We start from the raw sequence: 23561 nt of genomic DNA on the forward strand, positions 1-23561 counted from the left end.
TTGCGCCGCGGCGGCGTCACAGCCGCCAGTTATAGATCCAGCTCTGCCGCTTGAGCAGGCGCGCCGGACCGAGTGCTTTGATCGCGAGGTCGCGGGCGAGCGCCAGCGGCCCGGTCATGTGGTAGATGCGGCCCTGGCTGCGCGCCGTACGCTGCACCTGCGTCACGCGGGGACGGCGCAGCTTGGCATAGGTTTTCAACGCCGCGGCGACGTCGCGTGGCCCCTCCAGATGCGCCTCGCTCAACGTCTTCGCCAGGACGGCGGCGTCCTCGATCGCCATTCCCGCTCCTTGCGCGGCGAAGGGAAGCATCGCGTGCGCGGCATCCCCCAGGAGGGCGATCGACCCTTCGGCCCAGTCGCTGCCTTCGGGCACGCCGAACAGAGCCCATTTGCGCCAGCTGCCGACCGCATTGAGCAGCATGCGCGCCGGGCTTGGCCAGCGCGGTGGGGCAAAAGCAGCCATCAGCTCGGCGGCGCTGCCTTCGGTGCTCCAGCCTGGCCGATTCCAGGTTCCCGGCACTACGGCCACGACGTTGATCTGCCGGCCGCCGGAAATCGGATAGACCACGAGGTGGGCGTCCGGCCCCATCCACAGCTGCACACGGGCTGCGGTCAGTTCGCGCGGCAACTGCTTGGCGTCCAACGTGCCGCGCCAGGCGATCAGGCCGGAGAATTGAGCTTGGACCTGCGGAAACAGATGATGTCGAACAGTCGACCAAACCCCGTCGGCCCCGATCAAGGCCAGCGCGAGGTCCTGTCTGCGATCATTGCCACGGCGGTGGACGACGGTCAGGCCCTTGGCGTGGCCTGCGGCGTCCTCGAACTGGCAGCCGAGCCGCAGATCGATGTCGGGATGAGCCATGGCCTCGGCCGCGAGCGCCCCCTGCAGGTCGGCGCGGTGGATCACCCAATAGGGAGCGCCGGCCGCTCGGCTTGCAGCCTCGCCCAGCGGCAGCCGCACGATCTCACCGCCCGCCCGCGCGCTCATGATCGCGATCGATTCGGGAACGACGGCGCATGCCGATAGCCGCGGCTTCAGCCCGAGATCGATCAGCACGCGGCTGGCGTTGGGCGAGAGCTGCAGGCCGGCGCCCACTTCTTCGAGACGCTCGGCCTTTTCCAGCACCACGACGTGGAAGCCCTTGGTCGCGAGCGCCAGCGCCGCGGTCAGCCCGCCAATCCCGGCCCCTGCGACGAAGATGGTGCGAGATGGCGCCACTGCTCGATCAGGCGACGTCCTTCAGCACGCATTCCGGCGGTCGCGCTTCGCCCGGCGCGAGGTCGGCTGCATAGCGATACAGCGTCGAGCAGTAAGGGCAGATGATCTCCTTGTCGTTGCCGAGGTCGAGGAAGACGTGCGGATGATCGAAGGGCGGATTGGCGCCCACGCACATGAACTCATGCGAGCCGATCTCAATGACGGGAACACCGGCATCATTGTGGAAGTGCGGGACGATGTTATCGGCCATCGAGTTCACCTTGGGTGGCAACGGGAGCAGACGCAAGAATCAGGGCAGCACGCGGGACTCCGGTGGCCGCCGTCGAAACGGCGCGCACCATACTGGCGGGCGCAGGCAATTCCTAGGGTGGGGAACCCGCGTTTCGCGCGACACTCGCCGTTAATTTTTACATGTGGATTCGACACAATCGCGGTCCGATCGAGAAGCCCTTCTTTCGTCGGGGCCGTTGTGTCTTGATACCGGAGCACTATGTCTTGCCAAATTGCCGTGAGAAGGCGTGAATCGGCGTGAAAGCAGGACGACTCAATCTGGCTCTGGCCGGAGTTGCATTCAGCGTGGCCATCGGCGGCGCGTTGTGGCCGCACGCCCGGCAGGCCGGCGCGATGCTCGCCGCGCAGGACGATCCTGCACTTCTGTCTGATATCCAGCTGAGTTCTCTGTTGCGGAACAATGAGGCTCTGATCGCGCAGAACATCGACGCCGCGCTCGATGCCGGCGATGCGGATCTTGCGAGCAGTTTCCTGGCGCTCGCACAGGACAAGCAGGTGAACGTCAGCGACGAGCAGGCCCGGCGAGTGGCAGATGCGCTCGCAGCGGAAAACTCGACGCCACATTTTGCCAAGCGCTTTGCCAGCGGGCTTGTGACCGGCCAGGCGGACGATGTCGCGAGCCTCTCGGGAACCGTGGCCGGCGATCTTTTTGTGTTCGGTGACATCCGAGATGCGGTGCGCGAAGGCAAGCATCTGGTGATGGGCGAGGCGACCGACCGGCTGGTGCTGGGTCTCGCCACGGCAGGACTGGCCGTGACCGCGGCGACCTATGTTTCGGCCGGCACGGCAACGCCGGTGCGCGCAGGGCTGACGCTGGTGAAGGATGCCCGCAAAGCGGGCCGGCTGGGCGAGGGGCTCGCCGCGTGGGCCGGCCGCTCGGCGCGTGAGGTGGTGGATACGCCGGCGCTCGAGCAGGCGGTTGCCTCCGGCTCGGTGTTGCGTCCCGGCGAGACGGCGACCGCGATCAAAGCGGCATTCCGGGCCGAAAAGGCAGGTGGACTGGTGCGGCTCGCCAAGGATGTCGGCCGTATCACCGAGAAGTCCGGAACCCGTGGCGCGCTCGATTCGCTGAAGCTCGCCGAGGGCCCGAAAGACGTGGCGCGTGCGGCGCGCCTCGCCGAAGCCAAGGGCGGCCAGACCCGGGCGATCCTGAAACTGCTCGGTCGCGGCGCGCTGCTCCTGCTGACGGGAACCTTCAACCTCGCGCTCTGGCTGTTGAGTGCGCTTATGATGGTGTTTGGGTTCCTCTCCTCGATCAAGGCCACGACCGAGCGGGCGACGCAATCCTGGCTCGACCGGCGCAAGCGACGCCGCCTTCGCCAGGCGCAGGCCGGTTCCGCTGCTGCGGTGCTTTCTCCGGCGGCGAGCTGCGGCTAAGTTTGCCTCCCATTCTCCACGCCAACTTCGGGGTCAATCGCCGATGCCGAGCTTTCACAACGGCACAGTCGAAATTGCTTTTCTGGACGAGGGGGAGGGCGATCCGATCGTCCTGGTGCACGGCTTCGCCTCGAGCAAGAACGTCAACTGGGTCTATCCGACCTGGGTCAGCGACCTGCGCAAGGACGGGCGGCGCGTGATCGCGCTCGACAATCGCGGCCATGGCGACTCGACGAAGCTTTATGAACCCGCGCAATATTCCATTGCGGAGATGGCAAGCGACGTCACCGCGCTGCTCGATCATCTCGGCATCGCAAGCGCCGACATCATGGGTTATTCGCTCGGCGGACGCATCGCCGGTCACATCGCGCTGACCGCGCCCCCCCGCGTGCGCTCGGCGATCTTCGGCGGCATCGGCATGGCGATGATCGAAGGCGGCGGCCCCGGCGAGAATGTCGCAGCCGCGTTGGAAGCGCCATCACTGGACGACGTCACAGATCCTGTCGGGCGAACGTTTCGCGCTTTTGCCGATCAGACGCGATCCGATCGGCTGGCACTCGCCGCCTGCATGCGCGGCTCACGCGGGCTAATGTCGCGCGAGGACGCGGGACGCATCGACGTGCCCGTACTCATTGCCGTGGGTACAGCAGACGAAGTGGCAGGGTCCGCTCCGGCGCTGGGGGCGCTCATTCCCGGCGCAGACGTGCTCGAGATTCCCAACCGCGACCATATGCGCGCCGTCGGCGACAAGGTTTACAAGGCCGGTGTGATCGACTTCCTGTCACGCCGAAAATAGCTCACGCCGATCGCAGCGACGGAGCCGGCTTGTCCGCACCGGAGAGATAGCGAGCGGCCGCGATCAGCCCGGTGAAGGTTGCGATCCAGACTATTCGCGCACCGTAACGATCGTGCGGTCCGGAGATCACCCCGCAGATCACCGCATTGCCGAGCAAAGCCAGCGTCACCGTTGCTGCGAGCAGGGCGACGTCATCCCGTCGCCGCCGCCAGATCGCGTGGCCGACGATTGCGACCACGGCCAGCATCGAGCCGAGCGCGACCGGCACATGCAGCCAGTTCACTGGCGCGAAATTGATCTCCCAATGCTGCTGATGTGCGGCATGCATCGCCTGAGACTGCGCGGGGACATAGCGGTCGATGATGCCATAGGTATGCGGCAGCCAGCCGTTGGTGCCTTCACCGGTCGCGACATGCACCAGCTGCTCCGCGGTGGCCACTGCGGCCGCCTTGACCTGCCAGAGCGGATATTCGGCGAGCGAGCGCTCGACGATGAAACCCATCTCGTCGTTCAGCCCCTCGAAGCGACCGAGCTTGTCGAACATGCTGTGGCCCCACAGGAAGTCATCGGCAGTGGGCGGCAGCTCATTGCGATAAGGGCACAGCTTGAGCTTCTGCTGCGGGCAGTGGTCGCGCAGGTATTGCGTGACGATGCCGTCCTGGAGCATCCGGCCGAAGGCGACGCCGACCCCGCCCGGCGTCCAGGCGAACTGTCTCGAGAGTGCAGCGTTGGCGGCGAGCAGCATCGCCGCGCCGACCAGGATCGTGGCGCTTGCCTGCACCAAGCCTGAGAACGAAATCCGGTCGCGAAGGAAGGGCTTGGCGACCCAGCCGACGCAGCAGAGCCCGAACAGGACGCCAAGCGTGGCGCTATGGGTGGCGGACGCAAACGCCGTGAATACGAACAGCGCGGTCTTTTCCAATCCGGACGTCCGGTCTGCCTGGGTGACCAGGATGAACAGGGCGAGCACGGCCAGGCCCGCGAAAATGTCGGTCAGCAGCATGCTGGCGAGCCAGGGCAGGGCGGTGGTGAGGATCAAGAGCAGTCCGATCCAGAGCAGCCGTAACGGCTGGCTCAATCCCAGGACGCGCAATGTGAGCTGCAGGATCCAGAGCGTCGCCAATGCCTGAAAGGTGAGATTGAGCCAGAAACCCGAAGCTTCGCCGTAATGCAGATACAGGCCGAACACCGTCGAGCGGCTGGGAACCAGATAGCCCTCGTACCAACGCGCCAGATAGCCGCCCGTATCCCATTGCAGAAGCGGGTAGCCGTTCCACAAGGCCGGTGCGACCAGGAAAAGTGGAATGATGACGAGGGGGAGCCAAACCGAAGCGGTTTCGGCCGTCCGCGCATCCAGGGTCTGTGTGTTGCTGATGCCAGCATCCCCCATCTGGCCACCGCGGCTCGGAATTGGGCCCAAGTGCGGTGGGATCGACATTCGCTTCGGTGCCGCCTCGGATCCGCTCAGCGAACGTCAAATCCAAGACCACTGCAGAATCGATGCTGCCAGCGTTGCTTCGGCTCAGACATTCGTATGAGACGATGCTCCGAGAAGACACGAATGTCGGAGCCGGAACACTGGCGGGCTCATCAATAGTCGCAGAGTAATGGATGGTAAAGGTCGGGTGGATACCGGAGGCGCCCTGCCATCTTTTCGGAGTTTGCAGTGCAGCATTGATGCGCTGGAGGGGCAGCGCTTGATTTCCGGTTCCCAAAGGCCACCTTTGACCTGCGCGCTTCTTTGGCCGGAGCGGTGTTCGCGCGCCGGTCAGGGAAGTGTGTCAAATTTGGTGCTGCCAGTGCCGTGATCGCCGGTCTTTGAATGCCACGCAGGTTGGCTCGAAGACGGCGCGCCTGAAGGACACAAGGCGGGCTCCGTGCTATAATGATATTTGTTGAAGTTGAGGGCAGCCCATGGCCATGCATCAGACCCATCCGCACGCCGGCAAAGTGGCAGCACTCGATCCGATCTGGGATCGGATTCGGCAAGAGGCGGAAGATATCGTCCGTCGCGAACCCGAACTTGCGACCTTCATCTATTCGACCGTGCTGCATCACGACCGTTTGGAAGATTCGGTCGTACATCGCATCACCGATCGGCTCGACCACTCCGCACTCTCGGGTGACCTGATCCGGCAGACCTATGACGATGCCTTGCGCGACGAGCCGGATCTCGGCCATGCGTTCCGCGCCGATCTTGTCGCGGTCTACGACCGCGATCCTGCAACGTCACGCTTCATCGATCCGTTGCTCTATTTCAAAGGCTTTCACGCCATTCAGACGCATCGGCTGGCGCACTGGTTGTATCGGAAGAACCGCAAGGATTTCGCCTTCTACCTGCAAAGCCGTTCGTCGGCCGTGTTTCAGACCGACATCAACCCCGCCGCGCGGATCGGGCGCGGCATCTTCCTCGATCATGCTACGGGATTTGTCTGCGGCGAGACCGCTCTTATCGAGGATAATGTCTCGATCCTGCACGGCGTCACGCTCGGCGGCACCGGCAAGGAGAATGAGGACCGTCATCCCAAGATCAGGCACGGGGTACTGATCGGCGCCGGCGCGAAAGTTCTCGGCAATATCGAGGTCGGTCACTGCGCGCGCATTGCGGCCGGCTCCGTCGTGGTGAAGCCGGTTCCGAACAACGTCACGGTCGCCGGCGTGCCGGCCAAGATCGTCGGCGAAGCAGGTTGCGCCGAACCGTCACGGACGATGGATCAGATGATCAACGCCATGGGTCTGTGAATGGTCTGTGATCCCCGGCAAAGGCGAGATGGAGTCAAGAGCTTTTCAACGCCGTGATTTCGTGCGACCACGTTGATGGGCTGTGGATTTGATCGTCGCCGCGTTTGTTTCGGCGGCGTGAATCTGTGATCCACAGCGTCCTTCCGGTCCGGCGTTCCGATGCGCGGATCGGAATGTTGAATCGGGACACTGGCGGTTCGCGCCATATCGTCGTAAATCCCGCAACCTCGATGCCGATTGGAGACAGCCGTGGACGTTCAAGAAGTCAGGAAGTTGGACGCGTATCTCAAACGCGTGTTCGGCAATCCCAAGATCCGCGTGGTGCCGCGGCCCAAGAAGGAAGACTCGGCCGAGGTCTATATCGGTGAGGAATTCATCGGTGTGCTGTTCGTCGATGACGAGGACGATGATCGCTCGTTCCAGTTTCAGATGGCGATCCTCGAGGACGATCTGGTCGAATAGATCTTTGCGGCGCGGCTGGGGGCTCAGTGCGAGCTGAGCGACTTATCCGTACGACTTATCCCTTGGCATGGTGGAGCTGCGACGTCAGCCGTTCGATTGCATCGGCGACGTCCTGCCAATGCGACAACCAGCTTCGCGGAAAGCGGAAGGTGAGATCGGCAGCGTCGACGCGCCGCTCGCTCAAGCACATCCCCGGTGTCGCCGCGTCGCGCGTACAGCGAGCCGCGAGCGGCGGCTGCTCCGCCTGAAACAGATCTTCGCTCTCGTAGGGCGTGCCGGCGCGAAAGCTGCGCATCGTCAAGCCATCCTGCACCGACACGATGGCCGGATCCAGATAACGCGGATAGATGGTGCGCAACCGTGTCTCCGGCGAGAGGGCGTCGTGATGGGCCGCGATTGACACGAAAATGCGGTCGATCGGTTGCGGTCCCTCGTCCAGCTGCTCGACGCTGACATGCCGTGGCGTCTCGGGTGCGGACAGCGAGGGATAGGCGAAGCCGAGATCGACCCGTTCCTGTGGTCCGCTATGGCGCTGGATCTTCATGCGGACCGCCGCGGTCGGGACGTTGAACAGTGTGCCGCCGACGCTGACGGGCAGCTGATCGGGGCCTTTCAACGGGGCCGCGCCCCAGGTCGGCCACAGCAGATAGGCGACCAGGGCGAGTGCCGCGGTCGCGAGCAGTCCCCCCGCCGCGATCGGCAGGGCGTGGGCGTAACGGCTCAACGGGGCGCCCATCGTGCGGCTGCGGCGTTGGTTTGCCGAAAACATCGTCATCAGCGAAAGAAGGCTCCGGATCGAATCAGCGCGGACTATGCCACGGAGGCGTGGCATTCCGGAGAACTTCACCCGCAAATGTTGCAAGGTGAACCGCCACGCCAAGCGCAGCCGGTATTAACCTTTCTTTAAGGATAATCTGGCGCCGGTCCCCGATTTTTGCGAAACCGACGGTCGGCAGTCCTGAAATGTACGTGGGTGCGTTTGCAATGTCGGTCGAGGCATTCAATTCCCTGTTCTCGCTCTTGATCGGCTTTGCGCTCGCCGGCGCGCTGACGAGCGCCTACCAGGCCTGGGCAGAGCGCCCCGCCGGCTTCGAACTTCTACAGCAGGGCGTGACGCCTCAGCGCTTCGCGGCCGTACCGTTCCTGGTGTTCGCGGCGCCGTTCATCATCATGCGAAACACGCTGCGTGGAGCCCGCATCGAGCGGCGACGCTTCGAGTTCGTGATGATGGCGACCGTCATCGCCGGCTTCTGGAGCATGATGTCAGGCACCTTCTTTGTGATGACATTGCGCGCGGCCGGATTGATCTAGTTCCGCCTTCCCTCATGAGGCGTCGCGCTTGCTTGAAAACTTTGCGTGGGCTGTGCCAAGGTCGTCTCCTTGAAGGAGACGCTTGATGGCTATCTACGAGCTCGACGGGCAGGCGCCCGAGCTTCCGGCAAACGGAAATTACTACATCGCCGAAAGCGCGACGGTGATCGGTCGCGTGCGCCTGTTGAATGCGGCGACGGTCTGGTTCGGCGCGGTGCTGCGCGGCGACAATGAATGGATCGAGGTCGGCGAGGGGGCCAACATCCAGGACAATTCCACCTGTCACACCGATCTGGGATTTCCGCTGCGGATCGGGACGAATTGCACGGTCGGCCATAATGTGATCCTGCACGGCTGCACGATCGAGGATGACGCGCTGATCGGAATGGGATCGATCGTGATGAACGGGGCGCGGATCGGGCGGGGCAGCGTGGTCGGCGCCGGAGCGGTCATCACCGAAGGCAAGGAATTTCCCGAGTATTCGCTGATCATCGGCGCCCCGGCGCGCGTGATCCGCACCCTCGAACCGGCGCAGGTCCAGAAGATGGGAAGCGCTGCGCGCTTCTATGTCGCCAATGGCCAGCGCTATGGCAAAGGCTTGAAGAAGATCGGCTGACGAAATCGTCGTCAGGTCCCTTCGCTCTCGTTCCTTTCGACCGCCGTAGCGACACGCTCGTGACCCGCGGCCCAGAGGGCATATTGTTCGCTGCCTTCCTGGTAGGGATTGGCCTCGGCTGGAATGCTCTCGCGCGCGGCGCGCTGGCCCTGCTCGAACGGATCCGGGTCGGTGGTCACCATGTCCTATTGTCCTAGTCCCTGTTTCTCTCGGTTCTGATCGTCACTACCAAAGCGCGCCGCACCTCTGACCTCAATGCAAAGCGTGTGAGGTCGCGGCAAGCCGTACTTCTCGCTCAATCGAAGACATCGCCTCGGCAAGTCCTGCAAGCTCGGTGTCGATCGAGAGGCCCTTGCTTGTGCTCGTCCAAGTATCCTCGTCGAGAGCGCTCAGGTTGTGCACGGACCGTTGCTTCCTTGCAGTATCAATCGCCCTCGATACTGATCTGTTCCCGGAACGGGGCGCTCTCCCGACCGTTGCACGGCAAAGGGAGTTCGCCAGATGACGATATCTTCGTTAGGGACATTCGTTGCGATTGTCATTCTTGCCGGATCGACAACGGCCTTCGCACAAGGCGGTGGGGGCGGCGGAGGTGGTGGTTCAGGCGGAGCTGGTGGTGGCGGCGCCAGTGGCACGAGCACAGGTGCTTCCGCCAGCGGACCGTCGGCCGGCAGTCCGAGTGCTTTCGGCAGCCCGAGCGCCGGCTCGGCAGGTACGGGATCGGCTGCGTCGAGCGGCATTCCACCCGGGCCTGCCAACGCAGCCAGCCTCAATAATTCAGGTCATGACCCCAGCGGGGCCGGTAACTCATCTAAATCTGCATCGCCTCCGAAGCCCGGCACCAACAGCTCAGGCACGGCTCAGTCGTCTGGACGATCGTCATCGGGAGCGTCCGGCAATTCGCAAGCTGGTGTCACCACTGGCGCCGGACCAGGCGCGGGGCAGGGTGCCACGGGACAGGCGACTGATGACACAATCAAGGCAGAGGATCAGGCGATCGATCGTAAGGTGAAAAGCATCTGCCGCGGTTGCTGAATGTTGCCGGTCCGTCGCGCAGATGTGAGTAGGAATGCCCGACGCCCGTTCCAAATACATTCTAAGTAAGGGTCCATTGCGGTGACGGGATCATCGCAACGCGTGTGTTTGGAGAGGGTGTGTTGATGCGCAAGACGATGGTTGGGCTGCTGGCAGCAGCATCACTTGCAATGGCCTCGCCTGAGGTCGCTTTGGCCGCAGGCGGCCATGGTGGTGGCTTTGGAGGCCACGGTGGTGGCTTCGGCGGCCATGTTGGAGGTTTCGCAGGTCCGCGCGGCGGCGGTTTCCAGGGTGGGGTCGGAGGCTTCCATCCCGGTGGCTTTCACCACGGCGGCTTCCATCATGGCTTCGGTCCGGGCTTCGCCTTTGGCTTCGGCTATCCCTACTATTACGGCTATTACGGCGGTTACTACCCCTACTATTATGACTACGAGGGTGATGGCGGTTGCTACGTGGTGCGCCAGCGGGTGCATACGCGTCATGGCTGGCGCTATCGGCGTGTCGAAGTTTGCGAGTGATCAGGAGCGCGTCGTCACGGGCTGACGTCGGTCATCTCTGATTTGCGTTGGCCTGATGCCGGTATCCCGGCGTGAAGCTCGCCGGGTGCTGGTGTGCAGCTTGCAGACAAACGGGAATGATGATTTCGATGACATCCCCGGAACTTACGCTGCTATTTCTCGGCATCGTCGTCAGCCTCGGCGCCGCCCTGGTCTGGATGATGTGGGAGGTCGAGCAGTCGACGAAAGCGCGCCGGAGCAGCTCTCGTCTGCGCTAGATCGGCAGACGGCGCGCAGTTCGTCCGCCGCGCGCCGTGCCTTCGCTATCGGTGCCTTTCGCTTCCCGAGAACGTTTAGCCGAGCACGTTGTATTTCTTGAACCAGCTCTGCATCTGATTCCAGGCATCCTCCGCTGCTTCCTTGCGATAGCTTGGACGATAGTCGGCGTGGAAGCCGTGCGGAGCCCCGGGATAGATCTTGAACTCCGCAGTCTTGTGGTGTTCGGCCAGCGCCGTCTTCATCGCTTCCACCTGCGCTACCGTGATGCCGGTATCCGCTTCGCCATAGAGGCCGAGCACAGGCGCTTTCATGTCCCCCGCAAGCTGGGTCGGGCTCTTGGGCCAGGCAGGATTTGGTGGATCAACCAGCGGTCCATAAAAGGCGACCCCGGCCTTCAGTGCGCTGCTGTGGGCGGCATATTCCCAGACCGTGCGGCCGCCGCGGCAGAAGCCGACAATGCCGAGGCGCGAAGTATCGCCACCTTGCGATTTGGCCCAGGCCACGGCGCTGTCGAGATCGGAGAGGAGTTCAGCGTCCGGCTTTGCGTTCACGATCGGCAGCAATTGCTGCATGTCGGTGATCTTGGTGAGATCGACGCCTTTGCGGAAGTAATAATCGGGCGCGACTGCGAACGCGCCAAGCTTGGCAAGCCGCCGCGTCACGTCCTTGATGTATTGGTGAAGGCCGAAGATCTCCATCGCGACCAGGATCACCGGAGGATTGCTGGCGTTGGTCGGCCGCGCGAAGTAGGCCGGCATCTCGCCGTCGGCAACCTTGATTTTGGCGTCGCCGGCATTGAGTCCGTTAGTGTCGGTGGTGATGACCTCGGCGCGGACGGGGCCGGCGGCCAGCGTGTAGCCAGCGGCCACCGCGGCAGAGGCGCTCATGAATCCGCGTCGGGAGAACGGAGCGGATGTTGTCAGTCCGATGACATCGGATGGTGCAAGCTCGGCAGTCATGGGGGCTCCTCTCCAGATGGGAGCCGCATTCAGCAAAGAAAATTTCCCGAAAGGCAAGTCACCAGGGCGAGAGACGCCACCCCGCTGCCGCGGTTGGCAGGGCAAATAGGGAACTGGCAAAAAACAAGGCCGCTGGCGCAGTATGCCGCCAACGACCTTGCCAGCCCCGGACATTAAAATTGGCCCTGCGCCATCCTGAAATTGGCTAACGCCATCCGGTGAGTTCAGGATGGACCGAAAGCCTGCGGTCATCTGTGAAACAGTTCACAAAGTTCCGGGAAAATTCGGTGGCGCTTCTTCTCCTGACTTTCAGGTCCGGCTTCGCCGGTGACGATGCACGCTCCGGCTGGCATGAGCGCGGGTGCGAACCGCTCTGTTGCGGGCCGCAGGTTCTGAAGGCTCGGCACTCTGCACGCTCGCAAAGGACTGTCGCAGACCGCTGACGGCGTCAGTCAGTGAGGCGACCTGGTCCGAGAGCCGCTTGGTGTCGGCTTGCTGCGCAGCCAGAAGGTGGCGCAAGGTCTGCAATTGATCCTGCACCATCTGCAGCTGATCGATGGATTCCTGCTGTGTCGCTTCGAGGCCCTTGGTCTTTTCCACCAGTTGCTCGGATACTTGCGCTGTGTGTGCCTGTACCTGTCGCGCGATGGCAGTGCGATCGAGCTCAGGCGACGCTCCGCCATAGGCACGCCACAGCGCGATCGCGCCCATGCCGGCCACCAGCATCAGCAACGTTGCGGCGGCGAGTGCGACCGGCTGAGCGCCCATCAGCGGAAGGGCATTTGATTTGGGAAGCTGTGGTCTGGTATCGCGCGTCAAAGGATGCATCGGAAACCAACCTATCGAAAAGCGCCTCAGATGCCCCCGGATCGAAGCGGGGTGAAACTACGAAAAGCAACTTCGACATCCGCGGGGGCCGCTGTCGCCCCTGCACTGGTAAGCTTCTATTAGCAAATCTGACAAAGGAGATGCCTGCAAGCCCCAATTCGCGGCTGCAGGCAAGCCCCAATTCGCGGCTGCAGGACGGTTGTACGGTATGAAAAAACCGTCAGTCCCTCGCCGTCCGCATGAGTTGCAATGCGCCAGGGACGGGAGGGGCTACTGGGCGGAGGAGCAATTCCGGCAGATGATCAGTTTCTGCTTCAACCGGTCTTCGTCAGCCTGATCGAGCACTTGCTGCTCTTCAAAGTCGGGATCCTTGCGGTAGCCGGTGCTGGATTGCGCTGACATGACATCGACGCCGTCAGCCCTGCGCTTAGCCTGCTTGCGCTGCGGCTGCACCGCAATGGGGTCAGTCTCCATTGCGGCCGCTTGGGGCGCGCTGAAGCCGTCCCAGTCCGGCGCGGCAGCCGCGACCGGAGCAGCGGTCGCCTGCACGGGGGCTCCCGCGGCCGCCAGCGGCGCGTTGCAACTCGTGGAGGAGAGGCAGCAGTTCGACAGGGTCGCCGCCGCAGCGAATAGCATTGCGCTTCGCAATATCTTCATGCCCAACCTAAGACGTCCGAGATGTGAAATTTCAAGGCTGAGCTTGCGGATCAGCCGCCAATCCACGCCATACGTTCAAAGCAAGGCCGAAAAAAGTTGCGGCCAGCCCTTGGGGGAGAGCTGGCCGCGCGCGAACCGGTCTGGGACGGGGAGGGGTGGGGATGTGACCGGGTCGCGTAACTCGTATCTCGTGGCGATAGATCGCAGGACTTACTATCAGCGCTCCTTGGCGCTGGCGGTGGCCACTGCCGGCCGGCCATCACCCAGCGAGACCCACACGTTGGGATCGCTCTGCGATTGCCGCTTGACGAAGCGGTAGCCAGTCTCGGTCCAGGCGACCACGTTCTCATTCTGATTGTCGAGAATGAACTCGCCCTTGTCGGTCTTGACGGTCAGCACCGCGTGGCCTTCGCCCTTGCGGTCGCGCACCACCGTGATCAGCAGGGCCTCGCGCGGCCACCCTGCGTCGATCAGGAGCTTACGCTTCAGCAGCACGTAGTCTTCGCAGTCGCCATAGCCGTCGGTCGGCAGGGACCATTTCTCGACCACGCCCCAGTGATCCATGTCGGTCAGCGGTTTGACGTTCTCGTTCACCCAGTGATTGACCTTCAACAGGTCGCGCCAAGCCGTCTGCGACAGGACGATGTCGCGGGCTTGCGACGGGCCGCCGCGGCATTCCTCGGCATTCTCAGTGCAGAATTCGATCCACCCGATCGGCGCGCGCGTGGTGTCGCCCAGGCTTGCGTAGAGCACCCGGTCGTCCCCGGCATGCGCTGCAGCGCCCATTGCTAACAGGATGGCTCCCACCGCCAATCCGATCCTCAGTCCCGTCCGCTTGACCATTGTGGCCCCCGTTATCGTTGGGACCACGTGTCGCACAAAGATTTTGCCCGGCAGCTAAGTAGTCAAAGTAGATTTGAGACGAATCCAAGTAAAACTAAAATCTCATTCGAGCTTTACTTGAAGCTTATTTGATTAAAATTTGAGAGGACTCTATTTGATTAAAATGCGTCGGATCGAGCCGGATCGTGTTGATCTTGCTGCTTTTCCTCCCGCCGAGATGCGCCCGCTTTGCCCACGCCGTGACGGAAGTGGATGCGCGCAACAACCAGCAGTCGGCGTGGGCCGGCCCTGGTTGTCTTCCGAGATTGGCGGAATGTGGAGGGGCTTCGCTTTACCGCGCGCTAACGCTCTCTTCGAGCGTGTCTGCGAGCTGCGGATGAACGAACTCGATCGCGAAGCCGTCTTCGAGATTGCGCACGACGCGCGAAGCCACACGGCCGAGCATCACCTGCGACTTCAAGGGAGGCTTGGTCTCGGCAGCGATCGCGGCGCCAGACAGCGACAGGTCGATGATGCGGCAGGTCATCTTGGTGCCGTCATCGAGCGTGAGCACAGCGATCGGATTCCGCGGCACGATACGATCGTGGCGGCGGTCCTCCGGCAAATTGAGGATGTCGCGGTTGGCGAGCCAGGTCAGTTGTGCGGCGAGCTTGTCGCGCTTGCGCGCGGTCGCCCCGATCGTCATCGCAAAGCCGTTGTCGATGATCCGGGTGATCTTGCCCTCGACGCGGCCGATATGGTCGAGATAGGCGATGACGCGATCACCGACATTGCCGATGCCGGGGGCCAGCAGGGCAAGTCCGCCTGGCGACATGTTGATCACCTGGCAAGGGAATTCGCGGCGATCCGGCAGCATATAACGGCCGAGCAGGTGAACCTTCACCCTCTGGAAGCGGCGACGCTCCTCGGCGGCCGGAAGAGTCAGTTTTTTGTTCGGCAACGCCATATTTCGCCACTCAAGCCGGCTCTGCGGGATCACATGACCCTACGTCTTGCAGGGTTAATGCGGCGTTACAGGATACTACCGGCAGCCGTGCAACGAGGGATAGACGCGGGTCGGGTCGGTCAAAGCTGATCATCCGGTCGATGAGGTGTGCTCATCGCGGTTCTTGCCAGCATACCATCGGAATGCCCCAGCGTGCCGGGCTCAACACGCAGCGAGCTGATCTACCGCAAGCCCTCGTAGACCATGAGGCCACGCGCGAGCGCCAGCTTGCGCAGGGCGCGCGGCACGATGCGCTCCGGTGGCGGTTGGATATAGCGCCAGGAGACGATCTCAAGCGGGCCCAGCGTGCCCTGCGGTCGCTCGAACGGGGCGAGCAGGCCGGTGAGGCTGATCGGCTCGTGCGCGCGAGTGTTGAATGGAAGCAACAGCAGTTCGAGATGCATCCGCGAGCGGTCGGGCGAAGGTGCCGTCACGCCGGCGATCGCGGGCAGCATCTCCTCGGAAACGACCGTCGCGATCTCCTGGATCTCGCTGCGGCTTTCCGGTGCGAACTGCGCCGGAAAGCTTTTATCCTTCATATCGCCGCCGAGCAGCGCGCAGAGTCGCGTTCCGGCCATCCGGAACGGGAAGCCCGCCTCAGCGTCGCAGGACAGCACGAAAATATCGCCAAGCAGCTCGCGGACCGCGGAAGGCTCGATCTCGCTACGGTCCGGGGCCCGGCCAAAGCCGCGCTGGGCGTTCCAGTAGGCGAAGAAATCGCGGTTGGACGGATGTTTCATCTCGATGGCCCTCCCGCCCCGCGATCAAGCGGGGACATCTCTGTCCTGCTTTCAGCCAGGCGGCTCGTTGGAGTGTTGTGCAGGAGGGGCTTTGCAGCGTCTATGCCGATGGTCTGATTGTGCCTGGTTTCCCTGGGGCTTCCGCGCGTTAAGGTTAAATTAACGATGTGCTTGGCGGCAGCGGAACAACACGTAAGATCGTGCGTATCAGGCCCGCGCCGGAAGGTGGAAGGTCCGGCGCGACACGGTGAAGCGAAGACACGAGGCGGCGTCAAATAGTCTGGTCATGCGACGGGGAGGGGTGGGGATCGGATCCCGACGGCTCCCCGAGGGCTTAAGACCGGCAGAGCCAAGCAGGGAGGGCTTTCTCAGAGCCCTCCCTATTTCTTTGGCCTATCGCCATGCGATCAACGGACAGCTTGTGCGCTTGCGCAAGGCAGCCAAAGCCGCCTATCTGGACGTTCCGATCCACACGCTGAAGGCGTCCGCCCCCTTGGAATCGTCGCCAGACCTCTTGCAAGAGCTCCCGCCGGATACTCCGCGAGAGCCGATCCTGACGCTGCCCGGCGCATTGACCAGTTATGTGCTTCTGATCGCGGTGATCCATTTGCGCGTCCTGCTACCCCCCGAGTGGGAGAACTGGACCGTCGATGTGTTCGGCTTCATCCCCAAGCGCTACGATTCGACATTGATGGACGTGGATTTCCCTGGTGGCGCTGGGGCCAAGATCTGGACCTTCGTCACCTATTCGTTGCTGCACGCCAATCTCACGCACATAGCCTTCAACGTGCTTTGGCTGCTGCCGTTCGGCAGCGCATTGGCGCGTCGTTTCGGTGCTCTGAGGTTCTTCCTGTTCATGGCCGTGACGGCCGCGGCGGGTGCGCTGGCACACCTGCTCACGCATGAGCACGAAATCGCGCCGATGATCGGCGCCTCGGCTTCCGTTTCGGGCACCATGGCAGCCGCGATGCGCTTTGCGTTTGTGCAAGGCAGCTTCCTGTCCTTCAGTCGCGGCGACGCGGATGCGGCGGCCAAAGTTCCCGCACTGTCGCTGTCGCGTGCGCTGCGTAATCCGCGGGTGCTCGGTTTCCTCGGCGTTTGGTTCGCCGTGAACATCGTCTTCGGCGTGTGGTCGCTTTCGATCGGGACCGATGGCGCCAGCGTGGCATGGCAGGCGCATATCGGCGGCTTCTTCGCCGGCTTGATCCTGTTCGCGCTGTTTGATCCCGTGTCGCACACGCGGGATGTTGCACCTGCGTCGTCTCCGGAAGCTCCTGAGCGCGAGCTGCAGTGATCGTGTGCTTGCGATAGCAGGCGATTTCATTCATCATCAAGAACTCGCGAAGCGGGTAAAAAAGGCCCCACACGAGCGGGCGGCAGCGTCGTATGCGGATAGGCGCCGGCCTCCCTCGCTCGGCTGCAAATGCGTGCAGCGCCCGACTGTTGATTAAGACTCGTGCAACGCCAAGCCGCAGCCGCCTCGCAAGAAGGGCGGGATCGGCTTCTCAAGGAGACGGTCCATGACAGTACGCGCAATTCTCGATACCAAAGGCCATCACGTTGAAACCGTCGAGCCGGAAACCAGTGTCGCCGACACCGCCAAGCGTTTGGCTGAGCGCAAGATCGGCGCTGTTCTGGTGATGACGGGAGCGCGCATGGAAGGCATCCTGTCCGAGCGCGATATCGTCCGCGCGCTGGGCGAGCGGGGCGCCGACGTGCTCAGCGAGCCGGTCTCCAGCATCATGACGCGCCGTGTCGTGAGCTGTCGGCCGGCCGATACGGTCGCCGCCATCATGGAGACCATGACGCTCGGCAAATTCCGGCATCTGCCGGTGATCGAGGGCGGGCTCGTCGTTGGCCTGATCTCGATCGGCGACGTCGTGAAATGGCGCGTCCAGGAATACGAGAACGAGCAGGAAGCGTTGCGTCAGTACATCAAGACGGCGTAGCGCCGTTCGGCGGTGTCATGACGCCGATCGCCTCCTGGAGCGAATCCAGCGCGCGATCGGCCGCGCGGGTGCCGGCCGCGATCAGGTCGGAAGCACGATGGAAGTCGAACCAGCCGATCTGGCCGACGCGTGGCGTGATCAGGAGGTCAGGCGGATCGCCGGCCAGCCGCGCGCGGGTGATGCGGTCCTGCATGATGTTGAAGGCATCCACCATCACGGAGGAGATGCCGGGTCGGCCGCCGCCGCCAAAGAACTCCCGCTTCACGGTGCGTTCGGGTGAGAAGAATTTCCCGAAGCGCCGCTTCGGTGCGGTGGGCTCGATCACGGTTTCCGGCACCTCGACCGGTTGGCCGTGCGAATAGATCGTCGTTGAATGCGTAAAGACGTCGCTGGATAGGTTGGCGGCAATTACGATCTCGGCCCCTAACGCGCGCGCGGCCGACACCGGCACCGGATTGACCAGCGCACCATCGACCAGCCAGCGATCGCCGATCAGCACCGGCGCGAAGATGCCGGGCAGCGCATAGGAGGCGCGCATCGCATCGACCAGGCTGCCATGGGTCAGCCAGATCTCGTGGCCGGTACGCACCTCGGTTGCGACGGTGGCCACCTTCATCGTGAGTTCTTCGATCGTGATACGGCCGAGCGAGGCCTCGAGCTGCGCGGCAAGTTTCTCCCCGCCAATCAGGCCGGAGCCGTTGAGGCGGATGTCGAGATAACCGAGGACGCTTCGGACCTGCAGGCTGCGCGCCCATTCCTCCAACGTATCGAGGTGACCGGCGGCGAAAGCTCCGCCGACCACGGCGCCGATCGAGGTGCCGACGACGACGTCGGGCACGATGCCATGGGCCGCCAATGTGCGGATCACGCCGATATGGGCGAAGCCGCGCGCCGCGCCGCCACCCAAGGCGAGACCGATCACCGGTTTGCGGATCGCGCCAAGCCCAACCTTGCCATTTTCTTCAGTGCCGCTCTGACGGCGCCCGATCAGCAGATCCAACACGACAACATCTCCAGGGCGTACGCTCGTCGTCCGTCTTGCGGCAGACTACGCGGCCACGCCGGCTGCTCGCCAGACCCTATCCGAAGCATGGTTTATGCCGGTTGGCGCCTGAATTCCGAGTTCCGGGGGCGGCCGTCATGGGGGCGCACCTGATGCCGCCGATTTGGAGTTCCCGCAAGCCCTCCCGCTGCCAGACAGCATCGTGCCGAGCCTCAGGGCAGGGGAATGCACGAAGATGTGAGCGCTGAGCCCGAAAGGCGTGGGCTCCGCGGCCACCGTGGCGACACAGGCTTGAATTCGCCGCGTTTTCGGTGAAAAGCAGGATAATGATGACGAAACGTGGCGGCACCACTTCAGACCGGCGCGGCAGAGGCCTATTGCGGCTCGACGCCGCGGTCTTGGCCGGGGCCGCGCTGCTCGGCGCCGTCGCGAGCAGCCCGGCTGCGGCACAGTTCTTTACCGACCGCCCGCCGCCGGTGCCCCCGGCCGCAGTGCCGGATCCGGGCGCTGCCGTCAGTCTGGCCCCGCCCTCAGGCCCGGGGGCCGGATCACCGCCGCCGCCCATGCCGGCCACGCCTCCCTCGGTCGCGGTGGTGCCGCCCGTCGCAGCCCCTGCAACGGTGCCGCCGGGACAGCCGCCCAGCGCGCCCAGCCAGGGCGTGCTGTCGCTGTCGGCGCGCTACGGCAAGGACCAGCCCGCCATCAATGGCGGCCTGGTTTGGCGGGTGTTTGCGGACCGGCCTGACGAGACCGGCACTTTCAAGATGCTGCGGGAAGATCGCACTGCGAGCCCGAACATCACGCTGCCGCCCGGCAACTACGTCGTCCACGTCTCGCTCGGACTGGTGAGCGCAATGCGCACCGTGAGCTTGAAGCCGGAGACCGACCGGGAAGCCTTCGTGCTGCCGGCCGGCGGGTTGCGGCTCGAGGGACGTGTCGGCAGCAGCAAGATCCCGCAGAACCAGTTGTCGTTTGCGATCTACAAGGGCAGCCAGTTCGAAGGCGGGGACCGGCCGCCATTGGTGCCGAGCGTGGCGGCGGGCGACGTGCTGTTGCTGCCCGAAGGCACCTATTACATCGTCTCCAACTACGGCGACGCCAATTCGGTGGTGCGTTCCGATATCCGCGTGCAAGCCGGCAAGCTCACCGATGTGACGGTGACACACCGCGCCGCCGTGATCACCTTGAAGCTGGTGTCCGACAATGGCGGCGAGGCACTTGCCAACACGGCGTGGTCGGTCATCAACCCCGGCGGCGACGTGATCAAGGAATCGATCGGCGCCTTTCCGAAGGTCGTGCTGTCGGAGGGCGAGTATCGCGCCATCGCGAAGAACGAAGGCAAGGTGTACGAGCGCACCTTCACCGTCGTGAACGGCGTCGACGGCGAAGTCGAAGTGATTGCGCGCTAAGCGCAGGGTTTTCGCGCGTACTACCAGCACGCAGAAGATGCCAGTTCGGTATGGATTGGTAGTTAAACTGCAATAACCATCGATCGACTTAAAACTGTCATAATTGCTGGTTTGCGCAGGAATTGTTTGCATTTTTACAGAGCATTAAGTCACCCCTCATTGGATACCGGTAACGCCAACCTTGTGCAGTGCGTGGTCGTGACGTGACTTCGCTATGCGAACAACGCAAGGCATTGGCGCTCGCAAAGCTTGGGGCCGCTTCGGCCTGGCTTCCTGGGAGGGAGTGCTCGTGGGGCAGGACGTTCGGGGCAACGGCCCTTGCGCTGAAAGGCGCTTGCGCGTGCGGAATTGCGTGGGGAATGTATGAGTGCCGTCAAGAAGAAGCCGTCCGCCAAGATCAATCATGATCTGTTCGAGGATATCCCCGTCCTCCAGCGCAAATGGCAAGCCGCACTGAAGCCCGGGCAGGCGCTGCCGCGTTACGAAGACGTGATGCTCGGCAGTCTCGGCCGCCTGGCGGATCACATCGCGGTCCTGAAGCACGAAAACGGTGCGCTGCAGATCTCCCGCACCGGCCGTTATGTGCAGCTCTGGCTCCAGGACGAGCGCTGGGACATCGCGGTCGACCTCGTGCCGCCAGACTGCGCGACGGCCCTCAGCGAAGCCGCGAGCTGCGCGCTGGCGAGCGGGCGTCCCTATCTTGCCGCCTGTCATTGTGTGCGCGACGGCATGGTGCGGACCTACGATGTGTTGGCGATGCCGACCAGCTCGCGCTGGGGCAGCATCCTGATCGGAACCTACGTCAACGAACGGGCGGCGCAGTACAATCTGCTCGATGCGATCTTCTCGACCAGCGAGGATGGCGTGGTGTCGCTGGCGACCATCCGCAACGCGGCCGGCGCGCCGTCCGATTTCCAGATCGTCCACCACAACCAGTCGGCCGCGAAGCATCTGAAGCTGCCATCGTCGCGCCTGCAATGGAGCCGTCTGAAGGAGGGCGGCAACATCCTGTGCGCCGACGAAGTCGTGGCGCGGCTGTTCGACGTGGTTTCGCGCGGCGGCCACGATCAGTTCGAAGTCGACAGCGACGAGCGCAATCTGCGGCTCGGCGCGCATGCCTTCGGCGACATCGTCTCGCTGACCATTGCCGACGTCACGGCGCTGAAGCGCCGCGAGGCCTCGTTCCGCCTGTTGTTCGATACCAATCCGGTGCCGATGTGCATCTTCGACCGGAAGACCGCGGAAATCCTCAACGTCAATGACGCTGCCGTGGGTCACTACGGCTACGCCCGCGCGCAGTTTCTGCGCAAGACGATCTGGCAGCTCTGGCCGTCCGGCGAATGGGAAAGCCTGGACGATGCGCTGGAGCTGCTCGCGGAGACCGATGAATTTCATCGCGACTGGCGCCACCTCAAGGCCGACGGCACCGAGATCGAAGTCTTGACCTACGGGCGGCAGGTCCCGTTCGACGGCCGCGACGGCTTTCTGGTTGCCATCGTCGACATCACCGAGCGCCGCAAGGCCGAAGCTCGCATCGCCTATATGGCGCATCATGACGGGCTGACCAATCTGCCCAATCGCGAATTCTACCAGCAACGCCTGAAGCAGGCGCTGGAACAGGGCGCCGCGAATGGCAAATGCGTCGCGATCATGTGCATCGACCTCGACCTGTTCAAGAACGTCAACGATTCGTTCGGACACCCGGTCGGCGACCGTCTGCTGCAGGCGGTTGCTAACCGGCTGAGCGGGGAAGTTCGCGGCGGCAATCTGGCGGCGCGACTTGGTGGCGATGAATTTGCGATGATCCTGAGCGATGCGGGACCGCAGAGCGAAACCGGCGAATTCGCCGCACATCTGATCGACGTGCTGAGCGCACCCTATGAGATCGAGGGCGATGAGCTGGTGGTCGGCGCCTCGATCGGAATTGCAGTTTCGCCCAGCGACGGTTCGACCAGCGAACAGCTGATGAAGAACGCCGACATGGCCTTGTACCGCGCCAAGCAGGAAGGCGGTGGTGTCCACCGCTTCTTCGACAAGGAGATGCATCGCCAGGCGCAAAAGCGCCGCGACCTCGAGCTCGATCTGCGCCGGGCCTTTGCTCATGGCGAGTTCGAGCTGCATTATCAGCCGCTCGTCGATGTCGCGTCGAACCGTATCAGCGGCTTCGAGTCGCTGTTGCGCTGGCGCCATCCTGACAAGGGCATGGTCTCGCCCGCCGATTTCATCCCGGTGGCCGAAGACATCGGATTGATCGTGCCGCTCGGCGAATGGGTGCTGCGCGAAGCCTGCAGGGAAGCCGCCAAATGGCCCGACGGCGTCAAGGTGGCGGTTAATCTCTCCGCGGTGCAGTTCCGCAGCCGCAACCTGGTCCAGGTGGTGGTGTCGGCGTTGGCGCAGTCCGGACTTACACCGACCCGGCTCGAACTGGAGATCACCGAATCGATCTTCCTGGCGGAGACCGAGGCCAATCTCGCGACCCTGCACCAGCTCCGTCAGCTCGGCGTCAGCATCTCGATGGATGATTTCGGGACCGGCTATTCGAGCCTCAGCTATCTCCGCAGCTTCCCGTTCGACAAGATCAAGATCGACCGGTCTTTCGTCAAGGATCTCGCGCATCGCGCCGACTGCGTTGCGATCGTCCGCGCGATCTCCGGGCTCGGCCGCAGCCTCAACATCACCACCACAGCCGAGGGCGTGGAGACTATCGACCAGCTCGACTGGTTGCGGGCAGAAGGCTGCAACCAGGTGCAGGGTTTCCTGTTCAGCGCCGCCAAGCCGGCGTCCGAGGTCGAGGAGTTGTTGGTTCGCTTCGGGGCCCGCGCGTCGAAGGCGGCTTGAACGCCGGTCCGCGTCATCTCCTATTGCGCGCGCCAAACAGCGTGAAGAGGCCACCGTCAGTCCCTCCCAAGAGACCTCCGACCGACCACCCCACAGCACACTCGCAAGAACGCGCAGCTCTGCAGTCTCGCGGCACATCGTGCCCGAGTGATGCGATCAGCATGTCCCGCTCGAAATCCGAGAGGGAGCAGGGAAGGCCGGGAGCTCGCCGCCCCCATGGCCCGCCTGCATCAAAGAAAGCAGGCGGCAGTCACCACAGGTTCGGCCGAGACATCCCGGCCTTCCCCGCGCGATGGGTTACGGCTTATACGCGCTCTCCCCAGGGACCGGCTCTCTTGCCCCTGTCGCCGGCGTGACGCGCAGGCATCATCGCCAACTTGACGTCAGCACCGGGACGCCAGGACCACACGATTTCGCCGTCCGCGATCTGGCACGATCGTCTTGCGCACCACTCCGCGGCCACCGCTCCCCGCACTCCACGTATCGTGACGACGCGTACGCCCCTGTTCGATGAGGCGGGATGACGATAGATAAGCACGGTTTCTGAAAAAAAGAAATAGAAATTTTATTGCCTGAGAGCATCGCAACCGCGTTCTCGTTCAAATCGCTTCCAAACTTCGCATTTGGGCGCGATGGCTCTTTTACCCGCGCTTCTTCCCTTTGAGTGCCATTGGTTGCGACACGCCTATCAGCTCGAGCCGTTGTCCAGAAAGGGATCGAACCGC

The 23561-nt window shown here is 63.3% G+C and carries 24 protein-coding genes; 12 read left to right on the forward strand and 12 right to left on the reverse strand.

What is annotated here, in order from left to right:
* Positions 1-16: 16 nt before the first annotated feature.
* Both QXZ85_RS27180 and QXZ85_RS27185 read right to left on the reverse strand, forming a co-directional pair.
* Positions 17-1219: an FAD-dependent monooxygenase gene (locus QXZ85_RS27180; RefSeq protein ID WP_316175291.1), complete on the reverse strand. Its 1203-nt coding sequence runs from the start codon at positions 1217-1219 to the stop codon at positions 17-19.
* Positions 1220-1226: 7 nt separating this feature from the next.
* A complete protein-coding gene (locus QXZ85_RS27185) occupies positions 1227-1469 on the reverse strand; it encodes a zinc-finger domain-containing protein (protein ID WP_315705082.1) in 243 nt (80 codons plus the stop codon).
* A gap of 278 nt (positions 1470-1747) precedes the next feature.
* Here QXZ85_RS27185 and QXZ85_RS27190 point away from each other — a divergent pair, with 278 nt between their 5' ends.
* Both QXZ85_RS27190 and QXZ85_RS27195 read left to right on the forward strand, forming a co-directional pair.
* Positions 1748-2887, forward strand: a complete 1140-nt coding sequence (locus QXZ85_RS27190; protein WP_315768172.1) for a hypothetical protein — start codon at positions 1748-1750, stop codon at positions 2885-2887.
* Positions 2888-2930: 43 nt separating this feature from the next.
* Positions 2931-3683: an alpha/beta hydrolase gene (locus tag QXZ85_RS27195; RefSeq protein WP_315705084.1), complete on the forward strand. Its 753-nt coding sequence runs from the start codon at positions 2931-2933 to the stop codon at positions 3681-3683.
* A 1-nt stretch (position 3684) separates the two neighbouring features.
* Here the strand turns inward: QXZ85_RS27195 and QXZ85_RS27200 are convergent, their stop codons facing one another.
* On the reverse strand, positions 3685-5073 hold the full coding sequence (locus QXZ85_RS27200; protein WP_315741390.1) for a hypothetical protein: 1389 nt from the start codon (positions 5071-5073) through the stop codon (positions 3685-3687).
* 524 nt (positions 5074-5597) lie between these two features.
* Here QXZ85_RS27200 and cysE point away from each other — a divergent pair.
* Both cysE and QXZ85_RS27210 read left to right on the forward strand, forming a co-directional pair.
* Positions 5598-6425: a serine O-acetyltransferase gene (cysE, locus tag QXZ85_RS27205; RefSeq protein ID WP_315705086.1), complete on the forward strand. Its 828-nt coding sequence runs from the start codon at positions 5598-5600 to the stop codon at positions 6423-6425.
* Positions 6426-6674: 249 nt separating this feature from the next.
* Positions 6675-6887: a DUF3126 family protein gene (locus tag QXZ85_RS27210; protein WP_006611186.1), complete on the forward strand. Its 213-nt coding sequence runs from the start codon at positions 6675-6677 to the stop codon at positions 6885-6887.
* A gap of 55 nt (positions 6888-6942) precedes the next feature.
* Here QXZ85_RS27210 and QXZ85_RS27215 read toward each other — a convergent pair whose 3' ends face one another.
* On the reverse strand, positions 6943-7662 hold the full coding sequence (locus tag QXZ85_RS27215) for a hypothetical protein (protein WP_316175290.1): 720 nt from the start codon (positions 7660-7662) through the stop codon (positions 6943-6945).
* Positions 7663-7871: 209 nt separating this feature from the next.
* On the opposite strand from QXZ85_RS27215, the gene QXZ85_RS27220 reads away from it, so the two are divergent.
* Both QXZ85_RS27220 and QXZ85_RS27225 read left to right on the forward strand, forming a co-directional pair.
* Entirely contained in the window at positions 7872-8198 is a 327-nt protein-coding gene (locus QXZ85_RS27220; RefSeq protein WP_315705463.1) for a DUF6949 family protein, read from the forward strand.
* Positions 8199-8283: 85 nt separating this feature from the next.
* Positions 8284-8814, forward strand: coding sequence for a gamma carbonic anhydrase family protein (locus tag QXZ85_RS27225; RefSeq protein WP_315705088.1), 531 nt, complete (start codon positions 8284-8286; stop codon positions 8812-8814).
* Between the two features lie 11 nt (positions 8815-8825).
* Here the strand turns inward: QXZ85_RS27225 and QXZ85_RS27230 are convergent, their stop codons facing one another.
* Complete coding sequence (locus QXZ85_RS27230) at positions 8826-8996, reverse strand: hypothetical protein (RefSeq protein ID WP_315705487.1); 171 nt, start codon at positions 8994-8996, stop codon at positions 8826-8828.
* 978 nt (positions 8997-9974) lie between these two features.
* Here QXZ85_RS27230 and QXZ85_RS27235 point away from each other — a divergent pair.
* Both QXZ85_RS27235 and QXZ85_RS27240 read left to right on the forward strand, forming a co-directional pair.
* Positions 9975-10367, forward strand: a complete 393-nt coding sequence (locus QXZ85_RS27235) for a hypothetical protein (protein ID WP_315705089.1) — start codon at positions 9975-9977, stop codon at positions 10365-10367.
* Positions 10368-10495: 128 nt separating this feature from the next.
* On the forward strand, positions 10496-10624 hold the full coding sequence (locus QXZ85_RS27240; protein ID WP_315741389.1) for a hypothetical protein: 129 nt from the start codon (positions 10496-10498) through the stop codon (positions 10622-10624).
* Positions 10625-10699: 75 nt separating this feature from the next.
* On the opposite strand, the gene QXZ85_RS27245 is transcribed toward QXZ85_RS27240, so the two are convergent.
* From QXZ85_RS27245 to QXZ85_RS27270, 6 genes are all read right to left on the reverse strand, one after another.
* A complete protein-coding gene (locus QXZ85_RS27245) occupies positions 10700-11512 on the reverse strand; it encodes a dienelactone hydrolase family protein (protein ID WP_315705464.1) in 813 nt (270 codons plus the stop codon).
* A gap of 381 nt (positions 11513-11893) precedes the next feature.
* Complete coding sequence (locus tag QXZ85_RS27250; protein WP_315705090.1) at positions 11894-12412, reverse strand: hypothetical protein; 519 nt, start codon at positions 12410-12412, stop codon at positions 11894-11896.
* A 270-nt stretch (positions 12413-12682) separates the two neighbouring features.
* A complete protein-coding gene (locus QXZ85_RS27255) occupies positions 12683-13048 on the reverse strand; it encodes a hypothetical protein (RefSeq protein WP_316175288.1) in 366 nt (121 codons plus the stop codon).
* A gap of 237 nt (positions 13049-13285) precedes the next feature.
* Positions 13286-13912, reverse strand: coding sequence for a transglutaminase-like cysteine peptidase (locus tag QXZ85_RS27260; RefSeq protein WP_315705092.1), 627 nt, complete (start codon positions 13910-13912; stop codon positions 13286-13288).
* Positions 13913-14243: 331 nt separating this feature from the next.
* Positions 14244-14858: a PilZ domain-containing protein gene (locus QXZ85_RS27265; RefSeq protein WP_315705093.1), complete on the reverse strand. Its 615-nt coding sequence runs from the start codon at positions 14856-14858 to the stop codon at positions 14244-14246.
* 221 nt (positions 14859-15079) lie between these two features.
* On the reverse strand, positions 15080-15637 hold the full coding sequence (locus tag QXZ85_RS27270; RefSeq protein WP_315768168.1) for a PAS domain-containing protein: 558 nt from the start codon (positions 15635-15637) through the stop codon (positions 15080-15082).
* A 493-nt stretch (positions 15638-16130) separates the two neighbouring features.
* Here QXZ85_RS27270 and QXZ85_RS27275 point away from each other — a divergent pair, with 493 nt between their 5' ends.
* Complete coding sequence (locus tag QXZ85_RS27275) at positions 16131-16931, forward strand: rhomboid family intramembrane serine protease (protein WP_315705095.1); 801 nt, start codon at positions 16131-16133, stop codon at positions 16929-16931.
* Positions 16932-17157: 226 nt separating this feature from the next.
* Positions 17158-17586: a CBS domain-containing protein gene (locus tag QXZ85_RS27280; RefSeq protein WP_315705096.1), complete on the forward strand. Its 429-nt coding sequence runs from the start codon at positions 17158-17160 to the stop codon at positions 17584-17586.
* Here QXZ85_RS27280 and QXZ85_RS27285 read toward each other — a convergent pair.
* Positions 17573-18589 (reverse strand): patatin-like phospholipase family protein, encoded by a 1017-nt coding sequence (locus QXZ85_RS27285; RefSeq protein WP_315761995.1) that lies wholly within the window; start codon positions 18587-18589, stop codon positions 17573-17575. The genes QXZ85_RS27280 and QXZ85_RS27285 overlap by 14 nt on opposite strands.
* Before the next feature lie 329 nt (positions 18590-18918).
* On the opposite strand from QXZ85_RS27285, the gene QXZ85_RS27290 reads away from it, so the two are divergent.
* A complete protein-coding gene (locus QXZ85_RS27290; protein ID WP_315728607.1) occupies positions 18919-19998 on the forward strand; it encodes a hypothetical protein in 1080 nt (359 codons plus the stop codon).
* Positions 19999-20361: 363 nt separating this feature from the next.
* Positions 20362-22836 (forward strand): putative bifunctional diguanylate cyclase/phosphodiesterase, encoded by a 2475-nt coding sequence (locus QXZ85_RS27295; protein WP_315768165.1) that lies wholly within the window; start codon positions 20362-20364, stop codon positions 22834-22836.
* Positions 22837-23561 lie beyond the last annotated feature (725 nt).

It is taken from the genome of Bradyrhizobium sp. SZCCHNGR1005 (assembly GCF_032489995.1).
In the GTDB taxonomy this organism is placed as follows: domain Bacteria; phylum Pseudomonadota; class Alphaproteobacteria; order Rhizobiales; family Xanthobacteraceae; genus Bradyrhizobium.